General features: G+C 50.7%; 19 protein-coding genes. 14 read left to right on the top strand and 5 right to left on the bottom strand.

Translation table 11 applies throughout. The annotated features are described in order from the left end of the window. The first annotated feature begins 5 nt into the window (after positions 1–5). The 13 genes from E0L13_RS02180 to E0L13_RS02120 all read left to right on the top strand — a co-directional run bounded on the left by E0L13_RS02180 (position 6) and on the right by E0L13_RS02120 (position 14,485). On the top strand, positions 6–785 hold the full coding sequence (locus tag E0L13_RS02180) for a ZIP family metal transporter (protein ID WP_168059961.1): 780 nt from the start codon (positions 6–8) through the stop codon (positions 783–785). 179 nt (positions 786–964) lie between these two features. Then, positions 965–1,903: an ABC transporter substrate-binding protein gene (locus E0L13_RS02175; protein ID WP_239386283.1), complete on the top strand. Its 939-nt coding sequence runs from the start codon at positions 965–967 to the stop codon at positions 1,901–1,903. Beyond that, positions 1,903–2,913, top strand: a complete 1,011-nt coding sequence (locus tag E0L13_RS02170) for an iron ABC transporter permease (protein WP_095629846.1) — start codon at positions 1,903–1,905, stop codon at positions 2,911–2,913. The genes E0L13_RS02175 and E0L13_RS02170 overlap by 1 nt, the downstream gene beginning before the upstream one ends. Next, positions 2,910–3,698: an ABC transporter ATP-binding protein gene (locus tag E0L13_RS02165; protein WP_168059959.1), complete on the top strand. Its 789-nt coding sequence runs from the start codon at positions 2,910–2,912 to the stop codon at positions 3,696–3,698. Before E0L13_RS02170 ends, E0L13_RS02165 begins: the two co-directional genes overlap by 4 nt. 127 nt (positions 3,699–3,825) lie before the next feature. Further along, a complete protein-coding gene (locus E0L13_RS02160; RefSeq protein WP_168059957.1) occupies positions 3,826–5,880 on the top strand; it encodes a TonB-dependent receptor in 2,055 nt (684 codons plus the stop codon). Between the two features lie 24 nt (positions 5,881–5,904). Further along, on the top strand, positions 5,905–6,846 hold the full coding sequence (locus tag E0L13_RS02155) for a ChaN family lipoprotein (RefSeq protein WP_168059955.1): 942 nt from the start codon (positions 5,905–5,907) through the stop codon (positions 6,844–6,846). 105 nt (positions 6,847–6,951) lie between these two features. Next, positions 6,952–8,664 carry an ABC transporter ATP-binding protein gene (locus E0L13_RS02150; protein WP_168059953.1) on the top strand — a complete coding sequence of 571 codons (1,713 nt, stop codon included), beginning with the start codon at positions 6,952–6,954 and terminating at the stop codon, positions 8,662–8,664. Between the two features lie 632 nt (positions 8,665–9,296). Further along, positions 9,297–9,593 (top strand): DUF2325 domain-containing protein, encoded by a 297-nt coding sequence (locus E0L13_RS02145; protein ID WP_107195903.1) that lies wholly within the window; start codon positions 9,297–9,299, stop codon positions 9,591–9,593. 31 nt (positions 9,594–9,624) lie between these two features. Then, positions 9,625–9,867 carry a FeoA family protein gene (locus E0L13_RS02140; RefSeq protein WP_107195904.1) on the top strand — a complete coding sequence of 81 codons (243 nt, stop codon included), beginning with the start codon at positions 9,625–9,627 and terminating at the stop codon, positions 9,865–9,867. Between the two features lie 5 nt (positions 9,868–9,872). Next, complete coding sequence (gene feoB, locus E0L13_RS02135) at positions 9,873–12,212, top strand: ferrous iron transport protein B (RefSeq protein ID WP_168059951.1); 2,340 nt, start codon at positions 9,873–9,875, stop codon at positions 12,210–12,212. An 87-nt stretch (positions 12,213–12,299) separates the two neighbouring features. After that, complete coding sequence (locus tag E0L13_RS02130) at positions 12,300–12,485, top strand: FeoB-associated Cys-rich membrane protein (RefSeq protein WP_168059949.1); 186 nt, start codon at positions 12,300–12,302, stop codon at positions 12,483–12,485. A 205-nt stretch (positions 12,486–12,690) separates the two neighbouring features. Continuing rightward, positions 12,691–13,476 (top strand): electron transfer flavoprotein subunit beta/FixA family protein, encoded by a 786-nt coding sequence (locus E0L13_RS02125; protein WP_168059947.1) that lies wholly within the window; start codon positions 12,691–12,693, stop codon positions 13,474–13,476. A 13-nt stretch (positions 13,477–13,489) separates the two neighbouring features. Continuing rightward, positions 13,490–14,485 (top strand): electron transfer flavoprotein subunit alpha/FixB family protein, encoded by a 996-nt coding sequence (locus tag E0L13_RS02120; protein WP_168059945.1) that lies wholly within the window; start codon positions 13,490–13,492, stop codon positions 14,483–14,485. Between the two features lie 107 nt (positions 14,486–14,592). On the opposite strand, the gene E0L13_RS02115 is transcribed toward E0L13_RS02120, so the two are convergent. The 4 genes from E0L13_RS02115 to E0L13_RS02100 all read right to left on the bottom strand — a co-directional run bounded on the left by E0L13_RS02115 (position 14,593) and on the right by E0L13_RS02100 (position 17,238). Next, on the bottom strand, positions 14,593–14,877 hold the full coding sequence (locus tag E0L13_RS02115; RefSeq protein ID WP_087477097.1) for a DUF6506 family protein: 285 nt from the start codon (positions 14,875–14,877) through the stop codon (positions 14,593–14,595). A gap of 83 nt (positions 14,878–14,960) precedes the next feature. After that, entirely contained in the window at positions 14,961–15,779 is an 819-nt protein-coding gene (locus tag E0L13_RS02110) for an aldo/keto reductase (protein ID WP_206081462.1), read from the bottom strand. 51 nt (positions 15,780–15,830) lie between these two features. Then, positions 15,831–16,973 (bottom strand): alpha/beta hydrolase, encoded by a 1,143-nt coding sequence (locus E0L13_RS02105; RefSeq protein WP_240924631.1) that lies wholly within the window; start codon positions 16,971–16,973, stop codon positions 15,831–15,833. Positions 16,974–16,983: 10 nt separating this feature from the next. Then, on the bottom strand, positions 16,984–17,238 hold the full coding sequence (locus tag E0L13_RS02100) for a hypothetical protein (RefSeq protein ID WP_168059943.1): 255 nt from the start codon (positions 17,236–17,238) through the stop codon (positions 16,984–16,986). A gap of 176 nt (positions 17,239–17,414) precedes the next feature. On the opposite strand from E0L13_RS02100, the gene E0L13_RS02095 reads away from it, so the two are divergent. Then, on the top strand, positions 17,415–18,311 hold the full coding sequence (locus E0L13_RS02095) for a LysR family transcriptional regulator (protein ID WP_168059941.1): 897 nt from the start codon (positions 17,415–17,417) through the stop codon (positions 18,309–18,311). Between the two features lie 54 nt (positions 18,312–18,365). Here the strand turns inward: E0L13_RS02095 and E0L13_RS02090 are convergent, their stop codons facing one another. Next, a complete protein-coding gene (locus tag E0L13_RS02090) occupies positions 18,366–18,632 on the bottom strand; it encodes a hypothetical protein (protein ID WP_168059939.1) in 267 nt (88 codons plus the stop codon). Positions 18,633–18,720 lie beyond the last annotated feature (88 nt).

The following is an 18,720-nucleotide window of genomic DNA, read 5'->3' as shown; positions in this document are numbered from 1 at the left end:
ACGCTATGATTGATATTACGATTGGGATTCTCATTCCTTTTTTAGGAACGACGTTAGGCGCTGCCTGTGCGTATGTTGTGAAAGGACAATTGCACCAAGAACTGCAGCGGACGCTGATGGGATTTTCTGCTGGTGTTATGACTGCTGCATCTGTATGGAGTCTGCTTATTCCTGCTATGGAGCAGGCTGCTTCATGGGGAAAATGGGCTTTTATACCGGCAGTTGCCGGGTTCTGGATCGGTGTTGCCATGCTGCTTCTTCTCGACCGCTGTGTGCCCCATCTGCACCTGAACAGCGACGAGCCGGAAGGGATACGGGCACATTTGAAAAAGACGACTATGCTCGTATTGGCTGTTACGCTGCACAATATTCCGGAAGGCATGGCTGTAGGCGTCGTGTATGCTGCGTTTTTGTCGGGGCAGGAAGGAATAAGCCTGGCTGGTGCTATTGCCTTATCGCTGGGGATCGCGATCCAGAATTTTCCGGAAGGAGCCATTATTTCCATGCCTCTGCGCGCAGCCGGCCTGTCATCTCACCGGGCCTTTGCCGGCGGGATGCTGTCAGGGGTCGTAGAACCCGTCGGCGCCGTCGCAACGATATGGCTGACCAGTCTTGTCGTGCCGCTGCTGCCGTATCTGCTGAGCCTGGCTGCCGGCGCAATGCTGTACGTCGTCGTGGAAGAGCTGATTCCGGAAATGTCTGCCGGTGAGCATTCTAATGTCGGCGCTCTTTCCTTTTCCTTAGGGTTTACGATTATGATGACTCTTGACGTAGCATTGGGATAATCATTATTTATTAAAATAACGAAATGGATTATTTTTATGTCTATTTGGAGTGGAAAACATGAGATAACTCTGCTACAATAACAGATAGTGATTATCATTTCTTTAATAAAATGCAGCCTATATCATATTGTATGTATTAGGGAGGGATTTGATTGCGCAAAGCAGTTTTATACGTTGTGATGGCATTTGTCCTATGCTTGTTCGGCGGCATCGTATACATGATGATGCAGGGCGGTACGTCGACATCGACGGCAGCCATGCGGCAGGTGACGGACAGTACGGGTGAGACAATGGAGATCCCGGAGCATCCGCAGCGTGTTGTCTTTTTAAATGCGTCCAACATGGATATGTACGTTGCAGCCGGCGGAGCGTCGCAGGTTGTCGGCAGGCCGACGTCGCAGTCGCTGTCGCCGGAACTGGCAAAAGCCGTCGCTGACGTGCCGGAAATCGGCATTATTCATTCGCCGAATATCGAAAAAATATTGTCCTTAAAACCCGATTTGGTCATCGGCGTCAACGTGCCGTTCCATAATCAGCTGCGGGAAACGATGAAGCAGAATCATATTCCGCTGTATATCAACTCGCTGGACAATTACGAGGACACGCTGAAAACGATGAAGTTTTTTGGCGAATTGACCGGCAATACGGCAAAAGCCCAGGAAGAGACGGACAGAATTGTCAAGCAGTGCCGTGATGCTGTCGCTATGACTGAAGGCAAGACGGGCCCGCGGACACTGATTTTGTTCAGCAACCCGGACAGCAACAGCATGGCCAGCAGCGAGACATTTTCCGGCGATTTGCTGCAGCGCCTTCACGGTGTAAATATTGCCGAACTGGATACATCCCTGACGGGCCAGTTTATTCCTCTGAGTTTGGAATACGTCGTCAAGCAGGACCCGGAAGTCGTCTTCATCATTTCCATGGGTAATACACCGGAAAATCTGGCTCGCTTCAAGGAACAAATGCAGACGAATGAAGCGTGGAGTCAGACGTCGGCAGTTAAAAACGGCCGCATTTATGATCTGCCTATGGAGCTGTTTACTGTCAATCCGGGCAGCAACATCGGCGAGGCTATGGAATATATGGCAGATTGCCTGTACGGGCAGGGAGGTATCTGATGGAGCGTGCCGTAGAACAAGATAACCGCGGCGTCGTCCGCATGACGACGCTCTGCGCCGGACTGATACTGCTGATGCTGTCTCTGGCATTAGGCATTGCCGCCGGCGCGGTACATATCTCTTTGTCGGATATATATCAGGCCGTCGTCGCGCCGGGACAGACAGATAACTACCGCATTATTTATACGCTGCGCATGCCGCGGGCAATCTGTGCGGCCTTAGCCGGCGCTAACCTGGCCTTGTCGGGATGTATCCTGCAGGGAATTCTGCGCAACCCGCTGGCCGACCCGGGTATTATCGGCATTTCGGCCGGCGCCGGTCTGGCGGCCATGGCCCTCATGCTTATTGCGCCGACCTTTACGAGTTTCGTACCCTTTGCAGCCTTTATCGGTGCTATGTTTGCCGCGGCTGTCGTCTTTTTCCTTGCCTACGAGCGGGGCGTCAATCCGCTGCGCCTCGTCTTAGCCGGCGTAGCCGTGGCGGCGTTTTTTGGCGGCGGCATGACGGCCCTGTCGGTATTTTTCTCCGATAAGATTCAGGGAACCGTATCGTGGATGGCCGGCGGCTTTGCCGGAAGCAACTGGTCGTACGTCCGCATGATTCTGCCGTACAGCCTGCTGGGCATCGTCGGGACGCTATGCTACTACCGAAGACTCAATGCTCTCCAGCTGGGCGATGACGTAGCTAAAACGTTAGGTGTTAATACGGAGCGTACTCGTGCTGTCCTCGTTGCTTTGGCGGCTCTGCTGGCCGCATCGGCAGTCAGTGTAGCCGGTCTGCTTGGCTTTGTCGGTCTCATCGTGCCTCATGTCATGCGCCTTATCGTCGGCTCGGACTTTGAAGCCCTTCTGCCGTGCTCGGCATTGTTCGGCGCCGTATTGGTCGTCGTAGCCGACGTAGCGGCCCGGACGCTGTTCAGTCCTGTAGAAGTGCCTGTGGGCATTTTCATGTCCTTCATCGGCGCGCCGTTCTTCTTATACTTGCTGAAACGGAGGATGGGTCAGTCATGAGTACGATTACGACAAACCATTTACGCCTGCAGTACGGCGAACGAGTTATAGCGGAAGACCTGACCATAGCCTTTGACAAACCGGAAATCGTGTCGATTATCGGCCCGAACGGCTCAGGTAAATCGACGCTCCTGAAATCACTGGCACGGCTTCTCGTGCCGACGGGCGGCGCCGTATATCTGGACGGACAGGATTTAAAAGACGTGTCGATGGACAAAATCGCCCGTACCATTTCCATGCTGCCCCAGTCGGCCAGCGCACCGGGCGATATGACTGTGCGGGATCTGGTGACCTACGGCCGCCTGCCCTATCAGGGATTATTTTCAAAACTAAACGATTTAGATATTGCGGCTATTAACAACGCCTTGAAGGCGACGGAAATGGAGCCGCTCCAGCATAGCCGCTTGTCGGCTCTGTCCGGCGGTGAACGGCAGCGGGCTTGGCTGTCCATGGCCTTGGCCAAGGAGCCGCAGATCCTGCTTCTCGACGAACCGACGACATATCTGGATATCCGCCATCAGCTGGCTCTGATGGAGCTCGTCGTGCATTTGTATCAGACCATGCACATTATCGTCATCATGGTCATGCATGATTTAAACCACGCAGCTCGTTACAGCCATCGCCTCGTCGCCGTAAAGAAAGGAAATATCGTGGCTGACGGCCCTGTAGCCGATGTGTTCCGACAGGATATACTGGAGCCTCTTTACGGTATCCGCGCCGTCGTCACGACGGTACAGGAGGAAAACGGCGCGTATCTGGCCTGCTTCCCGTATGCTGCCGTATAAATTCGGTTAATAACGCTTTGGCGTTTATTATACATATCTTTTATTCATTTCATAATAACGTACTCTGTCATCAGGAAAACATTCCAGACAGACACCATGTTCAAAGATGAAGGGGAGGTTTTATTTCATGGATTCATTTTCATCATCTAAAAAACGTATGCTGACCTTAGCTGTATTGTGCGCCGTAGGCGGCAGCCTGCCGGTCATGGCCGCGCCTGCTGACGGCGACGTCGTGCGGACGAAAGACGTCATCGTTACGGCGACTCGTACTGCCGAAGAAGTAAAAGTCGTGCCGCAGTCCGTCGAAGTCATTACTTCCGAAGATATTGAAAAACTCGGAGCGACCGACGTATATCAGGCATTGAAGCTGGCCAGCAACGTCGATGTGACCCGTGCCGGCATGGCAGGCCACAACGTCATGATCCGCGGCATGAGCACCAATCACACGCTGATTTTAGTCAACGGCATGCGTCGAGCCGGCGAAGATACGAGCGTAACGCAGAACGTATACGCCCTCGACCGTCTCAGCTTGTCCGATATCGAACGCATTGAAATCGTCCGCGGCCCGGCGTCAGCACAGTACGGCTCTGATGCTCTCGGCGGCGTTATCAATATCATTACGAAGAAATCCGGTGCAGAACCGTCTGTCATGGTAGGAGCTTCAACAGGGACAGAAAGTATTAACAATTATTACCATATTAATTTTGGCAAACAAGGTAATTTCAGCGGCAGCTTGAATATGCGTTTTTCAAAACTGCGGAAAAATGTAATGCCTGATGCCGATGGAAGCAATTATTACGGTCCGACGCAAGATATTAATTTTGACGGTAATTTTGATTTAGGAAATAATCAAAACTTAAATTTGAATTTAGGATATTACCACGAACAGACGGCAGCTGATTATAAAGATGAGTTCCTTAGCGGGACCATGTATTCCAATAAGGATAAGAAAGAATGGTACGATTATACTCGCAAAGATTTTAGCTTGGCGTGGACGGGAAAAACCCCTAAAAATGATTGGATGATCCGGACATACTACAGCTATTTAGATAAGGATAATAATTTATACAATAATCGAGCTGTTTTTCCTGGTATGATGGAAAATATTTTAGGTACAATGTACCCTCGATATGACTGGGATAAATCAAAATATAAACTTTTTGGTATTGAAGGTAAGGATACCATGGCTATTGGCGAAGACCATTTGCTGACTTTTGGGGCGGAATATCGCAGCAATAAGGTAGAAGGTACTCGCATGGGTAATGGCGGCGATAATATTCATAGTGAAGATCGCTGGGGTAATGGTGTACAAAGAACAAAAGATTATTCAGAAAAAGATTTGGAAACCTATGCCGCATATATTCAGGACGAATGGATGGTCAATGATAAGCTGCTGATTATTCCATCTGTCCGTTATGACCACGACAGCTCCTTTGGCGGAGAAACGACTCCTAAAATTGGCGCTACCTATTTCATTAACGATCACAACCGTTTCAAAGCGAACTGGGGTAAGAGCTTTAAAGCTCCGACAATCAGCGAATTGTATATGAGTATGAATCGAGCTATGGGGCTGATGACGGTTACTGTTTTGGGAAACCCGGATTTGCAGCCGGAAGAATCGGAATCGTGGGATATCAGTTATGAATACGACGATGATAAAAATTGGGGAAAGATTACATATTTTGAAAACGATGTTAAAAACTTAATTACTTCTCCATATACTATTAACCCAGACGGTACAATGGTTAGCCAGCATGAAAATGTGGATAAAGCTCAAATTAATGGTGTAGAGTTAGAATTAGGCAGACGTTTAGGTAAATATTGGACGATTAAAGCGACGAGCAACTGGATTGACGCTATGGATGAAACAACAAATGAACGGTTACAAAACCGTGCGAAGAACATTACGACTCTCCAGCTCATGTATGATGATTTAGATCCTTATGGATATACGGCTACATTATGGAGTCAATGGGTTAACAAATATCGCTGGGCAGAAACGGTAAACCAAGTTACTATTCCTCATGATGCTACTTATAATACGATTAATTTTGTCGTCAACAAAAAATTTGGTAAAGGAAACCGCATTTTTGCCGGTGTAGATAATATTTTTGATAAAAAGAATTATGATGTATTCCTTGATGGCCGAATCTGGGTAGCCGGCGCAGAATGGACGTTCTAATTTCCAGCAAAGCAGGAATTTCTCATGAACATATCACGTACACTACGACTCCTCTCCCTCTTGACAGCTATGACCGTTTTCTCTGCGGCAGGAATGGCCGGGGCGACTGCTCCGGCTCCTGCGGCGGAGAAGGCGCCGGCCGTCCTGTGGATAGACGGAGCGACACAGAAAGCCGTATCGACAGCAGAGATGCTGGACGGCTTAAAAGCGTATCAAGTTATCTTTTTCGGTGAATTTCACGACAGCCAGCCTATACATGACGCCGAGCTGGACGTGCTGAAAGGCTTGCATGACCTGCACGGCGATAAGCTGGTTTTATCCATGGAAATGTTTGAACGGGACGTACAGACCACGATGGACGATTATTTAGCCGGAACGCTGAGCGAGGAGCTGTTTTTGTCTCAATCGCGCCCTTGGCCTCAGTATATGACGGCCTATAAGCCCATGGTAGAATTCGCCAAGGAGAAGGGGATTCCCGTGCTGACGGGCAATATTCCCCGGCGCATGGCTGCGGCTTATGCTAAGGCTGGCAGTTTAAACGGCATTGCCGAAGCCGATCGGCTGTATCTTCCTAAGGTGCATAAGGCTGGCTCGGAAGCCTATCGGGCTAAGTTCGCCGCGACGATGGCCGGCATGAACGATATGCCCGGCGGCATGAAGGTGCCCGAAGCGATGGTACAGCCTATGTTTATGGCCCAGTGCCTCAAGGACGATGCCATGGCAGAAAGCATAGCCGAGTATCTGGATGTCCATGGCGATGCCGTCGTGTATCATGTCGTCGGTAATTTCCACAGCGAAGGCCATTTGGGAGCCGTAGAAAAGCTGCACGGCCTGCGGCCTGACTTAAAAATTGCCGTCATCAACGCCGTACATTACGACCCGGAAGCTGAGTCGGCAGCAGACGCTGCCAGTGCTCATGCCGACGACGGCGAATACTTAGCATTGGAAACGGCTCACGGGGCATAAATTACAAGTTTTACCGTTATAGATTTTAACAAGGGCTCGCCGAAAGGGGCTGTCCGCCATGGAGCGGCTCCTTGGGCAAGCCTTGTTTTTTGTGGAGGAGAATGCATGAAGCGATTGTGGGCGTGTTATGCGCCGTATCATACCATCTTATTCTTCGTCATTGCCGGCTCGGTTCTGACGGCAGGGCTGGAAATTTCCTTTCCCATGATTGTCCGTTATATCCTGGAGGATATCCTGCCTGCCGGCGACATGCTGCGATTAGTGCATACGGCAGCCGTTTTGTTTATTCTTTACGTCGTCTGTCTGTGCTCGTCCTTCTGCGTGTCGTACTTTGGCCGCAGTATGGGCACGCACATCGAAAACGACCTGCGGTGCCGCCTGTTTTCCCATATCGAGTCTATGAGCTTTTCGTTTTTTGATAATGCCAAGACAGGGCAGCTCTTGTCCCGCATTATCAGCGACATTTCAGAAATAGGCGACTTGGTGTTTCAGATGCCGAATCTCATTATGGTCTGCCTGATTACGATGTGCGGCAGCGCTTTTTTTCTGTTTTATATCAATTGGCAGCTGGCTATTTTCGTTTTGTTTCTCATTTTGCTGAAAACGGCGGGAACAATGATTCTCAATCGCCACATGAAGGAAACCTTTCGCACTGCCAGAGAAAAAATGGGACTCGTCAGCTCTCAGGCTATGGAAAGCCTGAACGCCATCCGCCTCGTCCAATCGTTCTGTAATGAAGCCGTAGAACTGAAAAAGTTTATCGCCGCCAGCGACAAGCTGCGGCGGGCCCAGCAGCGGACCTTTATGTTTGAAGCTTATTTGACAAGCAGCATTATCTTTTTTTCTAATCTGACGAATTTGGTTATCATCGCCGCCGGAAGCTTTTTTATCATGCTCGGCGTCATGAGTCTGGGCGATCTCGTGGCCTTTCTCATGTACCTCATGGTGTTTATCCGGCCCATCATGCAGCTGACTATGCTGACAGAGCGATACCAGAGGGGATTGGCCGGGTATCGGCGGTATGAAGAGCTCATGGCCGTTGCGCCGGCCGTTGCCGATGGTGCAGATGCCGTCGCAGCCGAGACGATAGAAGGCCGGGTAGCCTTTGAAGACGTCAGCTTTTCCTATAATGGGAAGGACCCGGTGCTGCGGCGTTTTTCCCTGGATATTCCCCGCGGCAAGACTGTCGCCATCGTCGGGCCTACCGGCGCAGGGAAGTCCAGTGTGGCCAGCCTGCTCCTGCGGTTTTACGACATTCAAGCGGGATGCATTACTCTGGACGGAAGAGACATCCGGCAGTATACACTGTCGTCACTGCGGCGGAGCATCGGCATTGTGCAGCAGGACGTATTTCTCTTTTCTGATTCGATTCGTGAAAATATTGCCTATGGCCGGCCCGATGCGACGGAGCATGAGATCATCGAAGCGGCAAAGCTGGCTGACGCCCATGAATTCATCATGAAGTTGCCCGACGGATACGACAGCGCCATCGGCGAACGGGGCGTCAAGCTGTCAGGAGGGCAAAAGCAGCGCCTGGCTATTGCCCGCGTTTTCCTTAAAAATCCGCCCGTCCTTATTTTGGACGAAGCGACGTCGGCCCTGGACAACGAGACAGAGCGGAAAATACAGCAGGCTCTGCAGGATTTGTCCCATAACCGGACGACGTTGGTCATTGCTCATCGTCTGGCGACGATTCGCCACGCCGACCGCATCGTCGTCTTGACAAAGGACGGTATTTGCGAAGAGGGAACCCACGACGAGCTCATGGAATGCAAAGGACTGTATTACGATTTGTATATGTCACAGTTTGACAAATAAAAAAGCGCTAATCTTGACAGGAAAGGGGTCCTTTGATAAGATAAACATGAAAAAAAGGCGCTACACCGACAAACGGTTACGCCCAAATTAAAGTTCAGTAGAAATAACTGCCTTCACTTTGCGACGGAGAATGGCGGTTATTTCTTTATGTGCTGCAATACGAGCATAAAGAGGATCAACAGTACAATCGCAGCATTGATGGAGTCCAGAGTCATATGCAACACTCCAATCTAGGAGCTTGATTTAACCGCCTGCCGTGTGGTGTAGTGCCTCGCCCATATTGAATTGATTGTCATGGAGTTAACAAAAGCTGGATTAGAATTCAATGAGAAGCTGACTGCAAGGGAATTTGTTCCATTGCAGCCGGCTTTTTTATTTGTGTGAAACATAACGAACAAAAGGGAAACTGTATTTGTCTGATAAAGAGCCGCAGCGGCATTGTACAGAAAATAATAAGAGGAATTGCCTTTTTTATATAATTCTATTTTGCGAAATATGATAGTGAAAATTAGTATAAAGTGTTGACAGATGATATGTATTTTTGTATACTAATGCCATGGTAATGAAGTTTGTTATCAAAATCAGAAGGGATGTGTGAGTATTATTTACGGAGCATGAAAGGAGCGAGGTAAATGAGTGTTGTCATAGTTGGTGGAAATGATTGCATGGTGTGTCAGTATAAGACTATTTGTAAAAAATATTCTTATAAGGCTAAGGTTTTTACGCAGGTTCCGAGTGATTTTAAATCGAAAATCGGCTCGCCGGACCTGGTTGTATTGTTTACAAGCACGGTTAGCCACAGCATGGTGCGCTGCGCCCTCAAAGAAGCGCAGCGTAAGAACGTAGAGGTCGTTCGGTCCCATACGAGCAGTGCTAACTCGCTTAAAAGTATATTAGAATCTCGGGCAGAACGCTGCAGCTGCGGTTAGGCGCTCCGCCAAGAGAAGGGGAGGCAGCAATATGAATGTTATTGCATTATCAGACATGCAGGTCGGTGATTCGGGTATTGTCGAAGCCCTGCAGGGCCGAGGCAATATCCAGCATCGGCTGGTTGACATGGGCGTCGTCAAAGGCACCCGCATTACCGTAGTGAAAAAGGCTCCGCTGGGCGATCCTATTGAAGTCAAAGTAAAAGGATGCGCCCTGGCGCTGCGCATGAACGAAGCAGCTATGATCAGCGTAGCTGTGGAAGGGGGAAATTAGTAGGTATGGAACAAGCAGGAAAGATAAAAATCGCCCTTGCCGGTAATCCTAACTGCGGGAAGACGACAATTTTTAACAACATCACAGGCGCAAAGCAGCACGTTGGGAACTATCCCGGCGTTACCGTCGAAAAGAAGGAAGGTCATTGTTCCTTCGGCGGCAAAGAATTATTGTTTGTCGATTTGCCGGGCACGTACAGCCTGACGGCTCGCTCTCTCGACGAAGTCGTAGCCAGAAACGTCATTATTAATGAAAAGCCTGATATTATCGTAAACGTATTGGACGCGTCCAATTTGGAACGCAACCTGTACCTGGCTGCCCAGCTCGTCGAATTAGGACGTCCTGTCGTCGTGGCTCTGAACATGATGGATATTGCCGAACGCATGGGCGTTAAAATCGACTTGGAAAAGTTAGGACAGCAGCTCGGCGCCGTCGTCGTTCCCCTTATCGGCAGTAAAAACATAGGTACGAAAGACCTCTTAGTAGTTATTGCCGATGAGGATAAGACGCAAAATCTTGTCAATGCTAAGGTGGATTACGGTACAGACGTAGAACCGTATGTTCAGGAATTGACGGACGCTATTAATAAAACCGGCATCATCGATTATCCTATTCGCTGGCTGGCCGTCAAGCTGCTGGAAAATGATTCGGACGTCGTGGCCAAAGTTAAGGCTATGGACGGCATGCAGAACATCATTAATTTGGCATCGAAGATGCGTAATGATTTGAAAGATAAAATTGATTTAGATTTCTATTTTGCCCAGTGCCGCCATCAGTTTGCCGTACAGGCCTTCAATCATTCCGTCATCGCTGTCGGATCAGGCGATACGTTATCTGATAAAATTGACCGCGTCCTGACGCATCGCGTATTAGGCATTCCTATTTTCCTGGCTTTGATGTGGGCGATGTTTACGGCTGTTATCGATATCGGCGCTTATCCGCAGGAATGGCTGGACATGCTGTTCGGCATGCTCGGCGATTGGCTCAGCAATGCTATTGCCGATGAACAAATTCGATCTCTCGTCGTGGACGGCGTCGTCGGCGGCGTCGGCTCGGTCATGAGCTTCGTGCCTCTCATCGTTATCCTCTATTTCTTTATCAGCTTGCTGGAAGATACGGGATATATGGCCCGCGCTGCCTTCCTCATCGACCGCGTCATGCGCGCCATGGGGCTTCACGGCAAATCCTTTATCCCTATGATCCTCGGCTTTGGCTGCACTGTTCCGGGCATTATGGCTGCTCGTACGCTGGACAATGAAAAAGACCGTCTTGTTACGATTTTTGCTGCGCCGTTTATGAGCTGCGGCGCTCGCCTGCCCGTGTACACGCTGCTGATTGCAGCCTTCTTCGGCGCCTCCGGCAATGGCGGTACCGTCCTGTTCGGCATTTACCTGTTAGGGATTATCGTCGCGATTTTGGTTGCCGTCGTACTTCGTCATACTATTTTTAAAGGGGAAAAGGAACCCTTTGTCATGGAACTGCCGCCGTATCATATTCCGACGGTAAAAGACGTGCTCATGCATATGTGGGAACGCAGCGTGCTGTATTTGAAAAAAGCCGGCACCTTTATTCTCGGCGCGTCCATCATCGTATGGTTCTTGACGGCATATCCTATGGATGTCGAATATTCTCGGGATTTTGAAGCGGCACGTACCAACGTAGAAGAACAGGTGACGGCGCAGCAGACAACTGTTCTTCAAGGCTACGGCATGTCTTCCTTAGAAGATAACGCCGCCCTGAACGGCATGTATGCGTCGATGCTTGCCGCGGCCGAAGCACCGGCTGAGGAGGATGCGGAGGAATCGGCATATCCCGCCGGATTTGCTGCCCTTGAAGCACAAAATCCGGAGGTCTATGCCCAGGCACTGCCCTTATACGATTTGAAAGTCGCGGCAGATGACCAGATCGCACTTCTCGACGAACAAGAAGCGTCGGAAAAAATTTCCCAGAGTTACGCGGCCAGCATCGGTCACTTCATTGAGCCGGTCATCGCACCTCTCGGATTTGACTGGAAGATCGGCGTAGGCATCGTGGCCTGCTCGGCTGCGAAAGAAGTCATGGTTTCTACGCTGGCTACGATTTACAGCGTACAGGCTGACGAAGAAGATCAGGGCAACCTCGTAACGTATCTGCAGGAAGACCCGAGCTTCAACCCGGCTGTCGGCTTGGCTCTGATGGTATTTACACTGCTGTACATGCCTTGCGTTGCGGCCATGGCGGTCATCAAGCGCGAAACCAATTCGTGGAAGATGCTTTTCCTCTTGAACGGGATGTGCGTCGTTCTCGCCTATGTGCTGGCCTTTGTTACGTATCACGGAGCGCTGCTCCTTGGCTTAGGCGCATAATATATTCTATAATAAGCAGATAGGAGCTGACGCCCGACGTCGGTTCCTATTCTGCGCCTCTATCATTTGCAGAAGGGAGCGGTTGTCATGACCCTTTCCAATATTATCATCGGTGTCGTCGTACTGGCTGCCGCGGCATACATCCTTCGCCATGTTATCGGTTTGTTTAAAGGAACGAAAGGATGCTGCAGCGGCGGATGTTCTGGAAGCTGCGCATCGTGCCGAACGACGGAGAAGAAATTGCCCGGCGGACAGGCGACGACGAAAAAATAAGCAAAAAGGCTTTGGAGAAAATCTCTGAGGCCTTTTTCTCCTATCCGTGCCGTTTTTATGCAGGGGGCTTTGAAAATGCTCGCTGGGGATATTTTTTGTAAAAGTAAATAAATAATATCTATTATTAGTTGATTATTTTTTAAAACTATGTCATAATATAGAAAAGAAACAAACCAGTATTCAGCAACACGAAGGAGGTTCGAATATGAATATCGTAGTTTTGGTAAAACAAGTACCTGCCGTTTCAGATATCCAAATCGACGCAAAGGACCATAATCTCGTCCGCGTCGGCGCTCCGTCCATGCTCAACCCCGTGGATATGAACGCTATCGAAGCGGCTGTAGCCGTTAAAGAGGCTGTCGGCGGCACCGTTACCCTCGTGACGATGGGGACGGCTCTGGCCGGCGAAGTCATGCGTCAGGGCATCGCTATCGGCGCAGATAAAGGCGTCCTCGTTTCGGATGAACGGATGGCAGGCTCAGATACATTGGCAACCGGAAAAATTTTGGCGAAAGCGATAGAAAAAATCGGCGGCGCAGACTTGGTCATTACGGGCAAGCGTTCGACCGACGGCGATACGGGCCAGATTCCCCCGGCCGTAGCCCAGCATCTGGGCATGTCCCTCTTGTCTTATGCCGAATCGATCGCTGTCGACGGCGATGTCGTCAAAGGCACGCGCAAGGTCAACGGCGGCATCGAATCGGTAGAAGTTACCTTGCCTGCAGTGTGCTCGGTCATGGAAACGATGAATACGCCGCGTCAGCCTAAGGTCAGAGGCACGATGATGGCTAAGAAAGCCGTATTCGACGTCCTTCGCCTGGAAGATTTGGGCCTGGACGCTCAGGAAGCAGGAAAAGCCGGCTCGGCTACGCAGGTTACGGAACTGTTTGCTCCCGAGCCCCATCCCGTCGGTACGATGATCAGCGGCGCTACGGCTGCTGAAGCTGCCAAACATCTCGTCGGCACGTTAGCGGAAAAGAAATTGTTATAAGGAGGGCCGTATCATGGAATTGAAACAAAATGTCTGGGTTTACGTTGAAGTCGCAGATGGAAAGGTAAGCCCCCTCAGCGCTGAATTATTAGGCAAAGGCCGTGAATTGGCCGATGCCCGTAACAATACGTTAGTGGGCCTCGTCGTAGGCGGCGGAAGCGCCGCGCAGGACGTGATTTCCTATGGAGCCGATGCCGTCGTAGTCGTCAGCAATCCCGAATTAGCGGCCTTTGATTCGGTATTATATACGAAGGCCGTAGAAGAAGTCGCTAAAAAATACGAACCGAGCGTTATCCTCATCGGCGCGTCCAACAACGGCCGCGATTTGGGCGGCCGCTTATCTGCCGCTATGAATTTGGGCCTCGTCGCCGATTGCATCGACGTCCGCTATGAAGGCGACGACGATACGCTGACCTGGATTCGTCCGGCCTATACGGGCAAGCTGTTTGTCAAGATTTTGACGACGACTCGTCCTCAGCTGGCTACGATTAGCGACAAGATTTTCCGCGGCAATGGATTCGACGACAGCCGCAGCGGTGAAATTATTACGGAAACCGTCGATTTGGGCGGCTTGAAGGCTGTACAGAAGGTCACGGCTTTCGAAGCGCTGCCGGCCGACGTTGCGGAACTGAGCCTGGAAGAAGCGGAAATCGTCGTCGGCGCAGGCCGCGGCGTAGGCGATGAAGAAGGCATGAACAAGGTAAAAGCCTTCGCTGAAGCGATCGGAGCCGGATTCGGCGTATCGAAGCCCCTCGTCGACAATGGCTGGGCTTCTCATGATATTCAGATCGGTATTACAGGCAAGAAAATTGCACCGAAGATTTACATCGCTCTCGGTGTATCCGGCGCCATTCAGCATAAATTAGGCGTTCAGGATTCGGACATCATCATTGCCGTCAACACCGATCCCGACGCTCCTATTTTCCAGTTTGCTCATTACGGCATCGTCGGCGACCTCTTTGAAGTCATGCCCGTACTGGAAGAAGAAATCAAAAAGATGAAGGCCTGATAGCTGCCTGACGATTCGTCGGCAGAGGCCGATGATACAGAACTTCATATGAGTCGATAAAATGGACTGCCCGTCATGCGCTGGCAGTCCATTTTTTATCGTTCCTATTATGCGGAGAAGGTAGCTTGATACAGAGCTTCCTGCTCGGGAAGGTGCGTTGCAAAGCCGATGGGAATGGTATTTCCCGTCGCGTCGATGATTTTCTTGGCATTCTCCGGCCCGAAGGCTCCGCACAGCTCAATGCAGCTGATTCCTTGTTCCTGCAATTCTTTGGCGACGGCAATCGCGTCCTGCACGTCGGCGACGCCGATTACCTGTATCATGCCGTCGTGTATGGCGGCGCGGTCCGTCCGGCTGTCGAACGGGCCCATTACTAAGTATGCAAATGTCATGGCAGCCTCCTATGTCATATGATAGATATGCATCTAGTATGGCCTGCAGCAGCCCTGCCTGTCAAGGGGAGAATGAGTGACTGCTAGTCGTACCAGCCGAATAAGCTGCGTCCGCTTTCGAGAGCTTTGAGCTTTTGCAGGTCATCGTCAGACAGGGAAAAATCGAAAATGTCGAGGTTTTGTTTCAGCCGGTCGGCATGGCCCGACTTGGGAATGGCGACGACGCCGCGCTGGACGAGGAGGCGCAGACCGACCTGAGCTGCCGTCTTGCCGTACTGCTTTCCGATGGCCTGCAGTATCGGATTAGAAAAGAACTGATTTTTTCCGGCCGCGAAGGGGCTCCATGCTTCCATCTGCGTGCCATGCTGCTCAAGGACGGCCTGCAGATGCTTTTGCTGGTAAAAGGCATGAGCTTCTAATTGATTGACTGCCGGAATGACGCCGCAGGATTGAATAAAGTTTAAATAGCGGGCGGCGCTGAAATTGGAAATGCCCAAGGCCCTGATTTTTCCGTCTTCATAGGCTTCTGTCATGGCTTTATACATCTCGAGGGACGAGCTGTAGGGCTCGTGGATAAGCAGCAGGTCGATATAATCGGTTTGCAGCGCTTTAAGAGATTCTATAATAGCCGCTTTGGCCTTTTTATACGTCGTTGTCGGTGAATAGAGCTTCGTCGTGATAAACAGCTCTTCCCGCGGCACGCCGCAGGCTTTTAGTGCATTGCCCAGTTCCCGTTCGTTGCCGTACATCTGGGCCGTGTCGAACAGGCGGTAGCCCAGGGCAATGGCTTCGCAGACGGCACGCTCGCAGTCTGTGCCGTGAAGGGCGTAGATACCCAAGCCTAATATGGGCATGGATACGCCGTTATTCAGAGTTATAGAGGGAATGGCAGTCGTATGCATTGGTCATACCTCCCTTGGCATCTGTGCAGATACTGTGGTGAAATGAGACGGTTAGGATAAATTGGCGCGGAAAAATTCCGTTATCTTATCGAAGGGGATGACGTCGGTCTTGTCGTATAAATCGGTGTGAACTGCGCCGGGAATGATCAGGAGCTCTTTATTATCGCCCGTTAATTTGGCATAGGCGTCGCGGCTGAAGTAGCACGAATGGGCTTTTTCACCGTGGATAATCAGGACGGCGCTGCGGATTTCATCGGCGTACTGCAGGATGGGCATATTCAGGAACGACAGGGATGACGTGACGTTCCAGCCGCCGTTGGAGTTGAGGGAGCGGGGATGATAGCCGCGGCTCGTCTTGTAGTAGTCGTAGTAATCCTTTACGAAAAAGGGCGCTTCGGCCGGAAGCTCGTCGGGCAGTCCGCCGGCTAAGGCGTAGGAGCCTTTTTTGTAATCTTCCGTGCGCTGGGCGTTCATGGCTTTGCGTTTTGCATAGCGAGCTTCTTCGCTGTTTTCGGCGTCGAAATAGCCGTTGGCCGTTACGCGGGTCATATCGTACATCGTCGAAGTGACGGTCGCTTTGACACGCGTATCGATAGCCGCAGCGTTCAGGGCCATGCCGCCCCAGCCGCAAATGCCGATGATGCCGATTTTTTCCGGGTCGACGTTATCCTGAACGGAGAGGAAATCGACGGCTGCCTGGAAGTCTTCTGTGTTGATGTCCGGCGAGGCGACGTATCTCGGCTGGCCGCCGCTTTCGCCGGTATAGGACGGGTCGAAGGCGATGGTCAGAAATCCCCGTTCGGCCATGGTCTGAGCGTACAAGCCGGCAGCCTGCTCCTTGACGGCGCCGAAGGGACCGCAGACGGCAATGGCCGCTAACTTGCCTTCATAGTGCTTCGGTTCGTACAGGTCGGCGGCAAGGGTAATGCCGTAGCGGTTGTAGAATGTGACCTTGCGGTGATTTACCTTATCGCTTTTGGGGAATGTTTTATCCCATTCTTGTGTTAATGTTAATTGTTCTTCCATATAGGCGTCCTCCTTTGTGAGTTGTCTTTTCATTTCATTTTGTGCCTTTGCGGACAGCGGCGCAGCCGCATCTGCCGAGGTATCGGCGGCGGAACCCGTCGCGCAGCCGGCAAAAGCCATGACGGCCAGGGCTATCCGAAGTTTCTTAGTTAAAGTCGTTCGTTTCATATATACCTCCTCATACATGTTCATCAATCGTCTTGTCTTCTTTTTTCATGGCGTAGACCATGTAGTCGAGGCAGTCGATTTTATACTGCGTATGATGTAATTCCTCGAGCAGCTCCGCCCGATGGCGGGCCAGCAGCAGATATTGCTCCTTTCGCTTTTTTTGCTGAGATAGCTTGAGAAATTTCTGAATCAGGGAAGGGGCGAATCCGGCGTCGGACAGATTCCGTTGCATCTTGAATATATCGGTTTCTGCGGCTGCGGTCATTCGAGGTCACCTCCTTGCTGTCTCTATTGTAACGCAGACGCGGATATATAGCTAATGCTTTGATTTTATCTCATGATATACTTGACAGGCATTTCATGAGAAGCCATAATGAAAATAGCAAGAGGAAAAGATATATGAAGAACAGGACGGCAGCAGTGATAGAGGAGGGGGATTGGATGGAACTGAGAGTGCTTCGGTATTTTTTAGCTGTAGCCCGAGAGGGGAATATTACGGGGGCGGCGAATTTTCTTCACCTGACGCAGCCGACATTGTCGCGGCAGATTAAGGATTTAGAAGAAGAATTAGGCTGCCAGCTTTTGGTACGAAAGAGCCATCGCGTCGTCCTTACGCCGGAAGGGATGCGGCTGCGCAAACGGGCTGAAGAAATCATTTCCATGGTCGACAAGACGGAAGCGGAGTTTTTGGCCGGAGAAAATGCCGTAAGCGGCGATATTTACATCGGCGGCGGCGAGACGCAGGCTATCCGGCAGATTGCCGAAATCATCCGGGAGCTGCAGGAGGAATATCCGGATATTCATTACCATTTGTACAGCGGCAACGCCGAAGACGTAACCGAACGGCTGGACAAGGGGCTTCTCGACTTCGGCATCCTGATCCAGCCCGCCGATATTTCCAAGTATGATTACATCAATTTGCCCAGCAAGGACCGCTGGGGCGTTATCATGCGCAAGGACAGTCCTATGGCAGACAAAGAGAGCATTCGGAAAGAGGACCTTCTCGACGTGCCCCTCATCTGCTCGCGGCAGGTCATGACACAGCGCCGGACGGAAAATGAGTTTGCCGACTGGTTCGGCGACGATTTTGACAGGCTGCACGTCGTGACGACGTTTAATCTTGTGTACAACGCGGCCATTATGGTAGAAGCCGGCATAGGCTATGCCGTGACCCTCGATAAGCTGGCCCATACGTCGGAAGATAGTCCCCTTTGTTTTCGCCCGCTGATGCCGTTATTAGAGTCGGGTATGAACGTCATCTGGAAAAAGTATCAGGTGTTCTCGCCGGCAGCGGAGTTGTTTTTAGAACGAATGAACGAGGCTTTTGGCAGGAATTGATTGTAAATCGGCAAAAAAATACTCTGCAATGTATGCAGAGTATTAAATGCTATTCTAATGTGTAAATTGAAGCTGCCTCATTTCATGAACTGCCTTATTCATAAACAATGCGGCAGCAATCAGGGAAATGCCGGAGCCGGCTGTGGATACGAAAATGTTGCGGAAGGTCTGCGATACGAGGGAGAAGGCCCCTAATGCATGCAGCATGCCGTCCATGACGAATTCAATGGAGAGGCAGGACACAAAGAGGGTGATGAAGAATACGGCTACGGACACCGGAGAAATTAATACGTAAGGCAATATAAATTTAGCGAATTTCATAAGGCATTCCTCCTAAGAAAAACCATTTCAGTACTATATCGCTGCGCAGTATTGAATGTTCCTATAGTATATACCTCTTTTCTCAAAA

Source organism: Megasphaera sp. SW808 (genome assembly GCF_012027795.1).
In the GTDB taxonomy this organism is placed as follows: domain Bacteria; phylum Bacillota; class Negativicutes; order Veillonellales; family Megasphaeraceae; genus Megasphaera; species Megasphaera stantonii.
The sequence above is the reverse complement of the archived record's forward strand: the minus strand, read 5'-3'. Positions and strand labels throughout refer to the sequence as shown.

Bases quoted from the DNA above. Each gene is read 5' to 3' on its own strand.
- E0L13_RS02090 (WP_168059939.1), bottom strand. From the start codon at position 18,632: ATGAAATTCGCTAAATTTATATTGCCTTACGTATTAATTTCTCCGGTG.
- E0L13_RS02130 (WP_168059949.1), top strand. From the start codon at position 12,300: ATGACCCTTTCCAATATTATCATCGGTGTCGTCGTACTGGCTGCCGCG.
- E0L13_RS02155 (WP_168059955.1), top strand. From the start codon at position 5,905: ATGAACATATCACGTACACTACGACTCCTCTCCCTCTTGACAGCTATG.
- E0L13_RS02110 (WP_206081462.1), bottom strand. From the start codon at position 15,779: ATGCATACGACTGCCATTCCCTCTATAACTCTGAATAACGGCGTATCC.
- E0L13_RS02145 (WP_107195903.1), top strand. From the start codon at position 9,297: ATGAGTGTTGTCATAGTTGGTGGAAATGATTGCATGGTGTGTCAGTAT.
- E0L13_RS02150 (WP_168059953.1), top strand. From the start codon at position 6,952: ATGAAGCGATTGTGGGCGTGTTATGCGCCGTATCATACCATCTTATTC.
- E0L13_RS02120 (WP_168059945.1), top strand. From the start codon at position 13,490: ATGGAATTGAAACAAAATGTCTGGGTTTACGTTGAAGTCGCAGATGGA.
- E0L13_RS02165 (WP_168059959.1), top strand. From the start codon at position 2,910: ATGAGTACGATTACGACAAACCATTTACGCCTGCAGTACGGCGAACGA.
- E0L13_RS02170 (WP_095629846.1), top strand. From the start codon at position 1,903: ATGGAGCGTGCCGTAGAACAAGATAACCGCGGCGTCGTCCGCATGACG.
- E0L13_RS02175 (WP_239386283.1), top strand. From the start codon at position 965: ATGGCATTTGTCCTATGCTTGTTCGGCGGCATCGTATACATGATGATG.
- E0L13_RS02100 (WP_168059943.1), bottom strand. From the start codon at position 17,238: ATGACCGCAGCCGCAGAAACCGATATATTCAAGATGCAACGGAATCTG.
- feoB (WP_168059951.1), top strand. From the start codon at position 9,873: ATGGAACAAGCAGGAAAGATAAAAATCGCCCTTGCCGGTAATCCTAAC.
- E0L13_RS02095 (WP_168059941.1), top strand. From the start codon at position 17,415: ATGGAACTGAGAGTGCTTCGGTATTTTTTAGCTGTAGCCCGAGAGGGG.
- E0L13_RS02105 (WP_240924631.1), bottom strand. From the start codon at position 16,973: ATGAAACGAACGACTTTAACTAAGAAACTTCGGATAGCCCTGGCCGTC.
- E0L13_RS02140 (WP_107195904.1), top strand. From the start codon at position 9,625: ATGAATGTTATTGCATTATCAGACATGCAGGTCGGTGATTCGGGTATT.
- E0L13_RS02115 (WP_087477097.1), bottom strand. From the start codon at position 14,877: ATGACATTTGCATACTTAGTAATGGGCCCGTTCGACAGCCGGACGGAC.
- E0L13_RS02160 (WP_168059957.1), top strand. From the start codon at position 3,826: ATGGATTCATTTTCATCATCTAAAAAACGTATGCTGACCTTAGCTGTA.
- E0L13_RS02125 (WP_168059947.1), top strand. From the start codon at position 12,691: ATGAATATCGTAGTTTTGGTAAAACAAGTACCTGCCGTTTCAGATATC.
- E0L13_RS02180 (WP_168059961.1), top strand. From the start codon at position 6: ATGATTGATATTACGATTGGGATTCTCATTCCTTTTTTAGGAACGACG.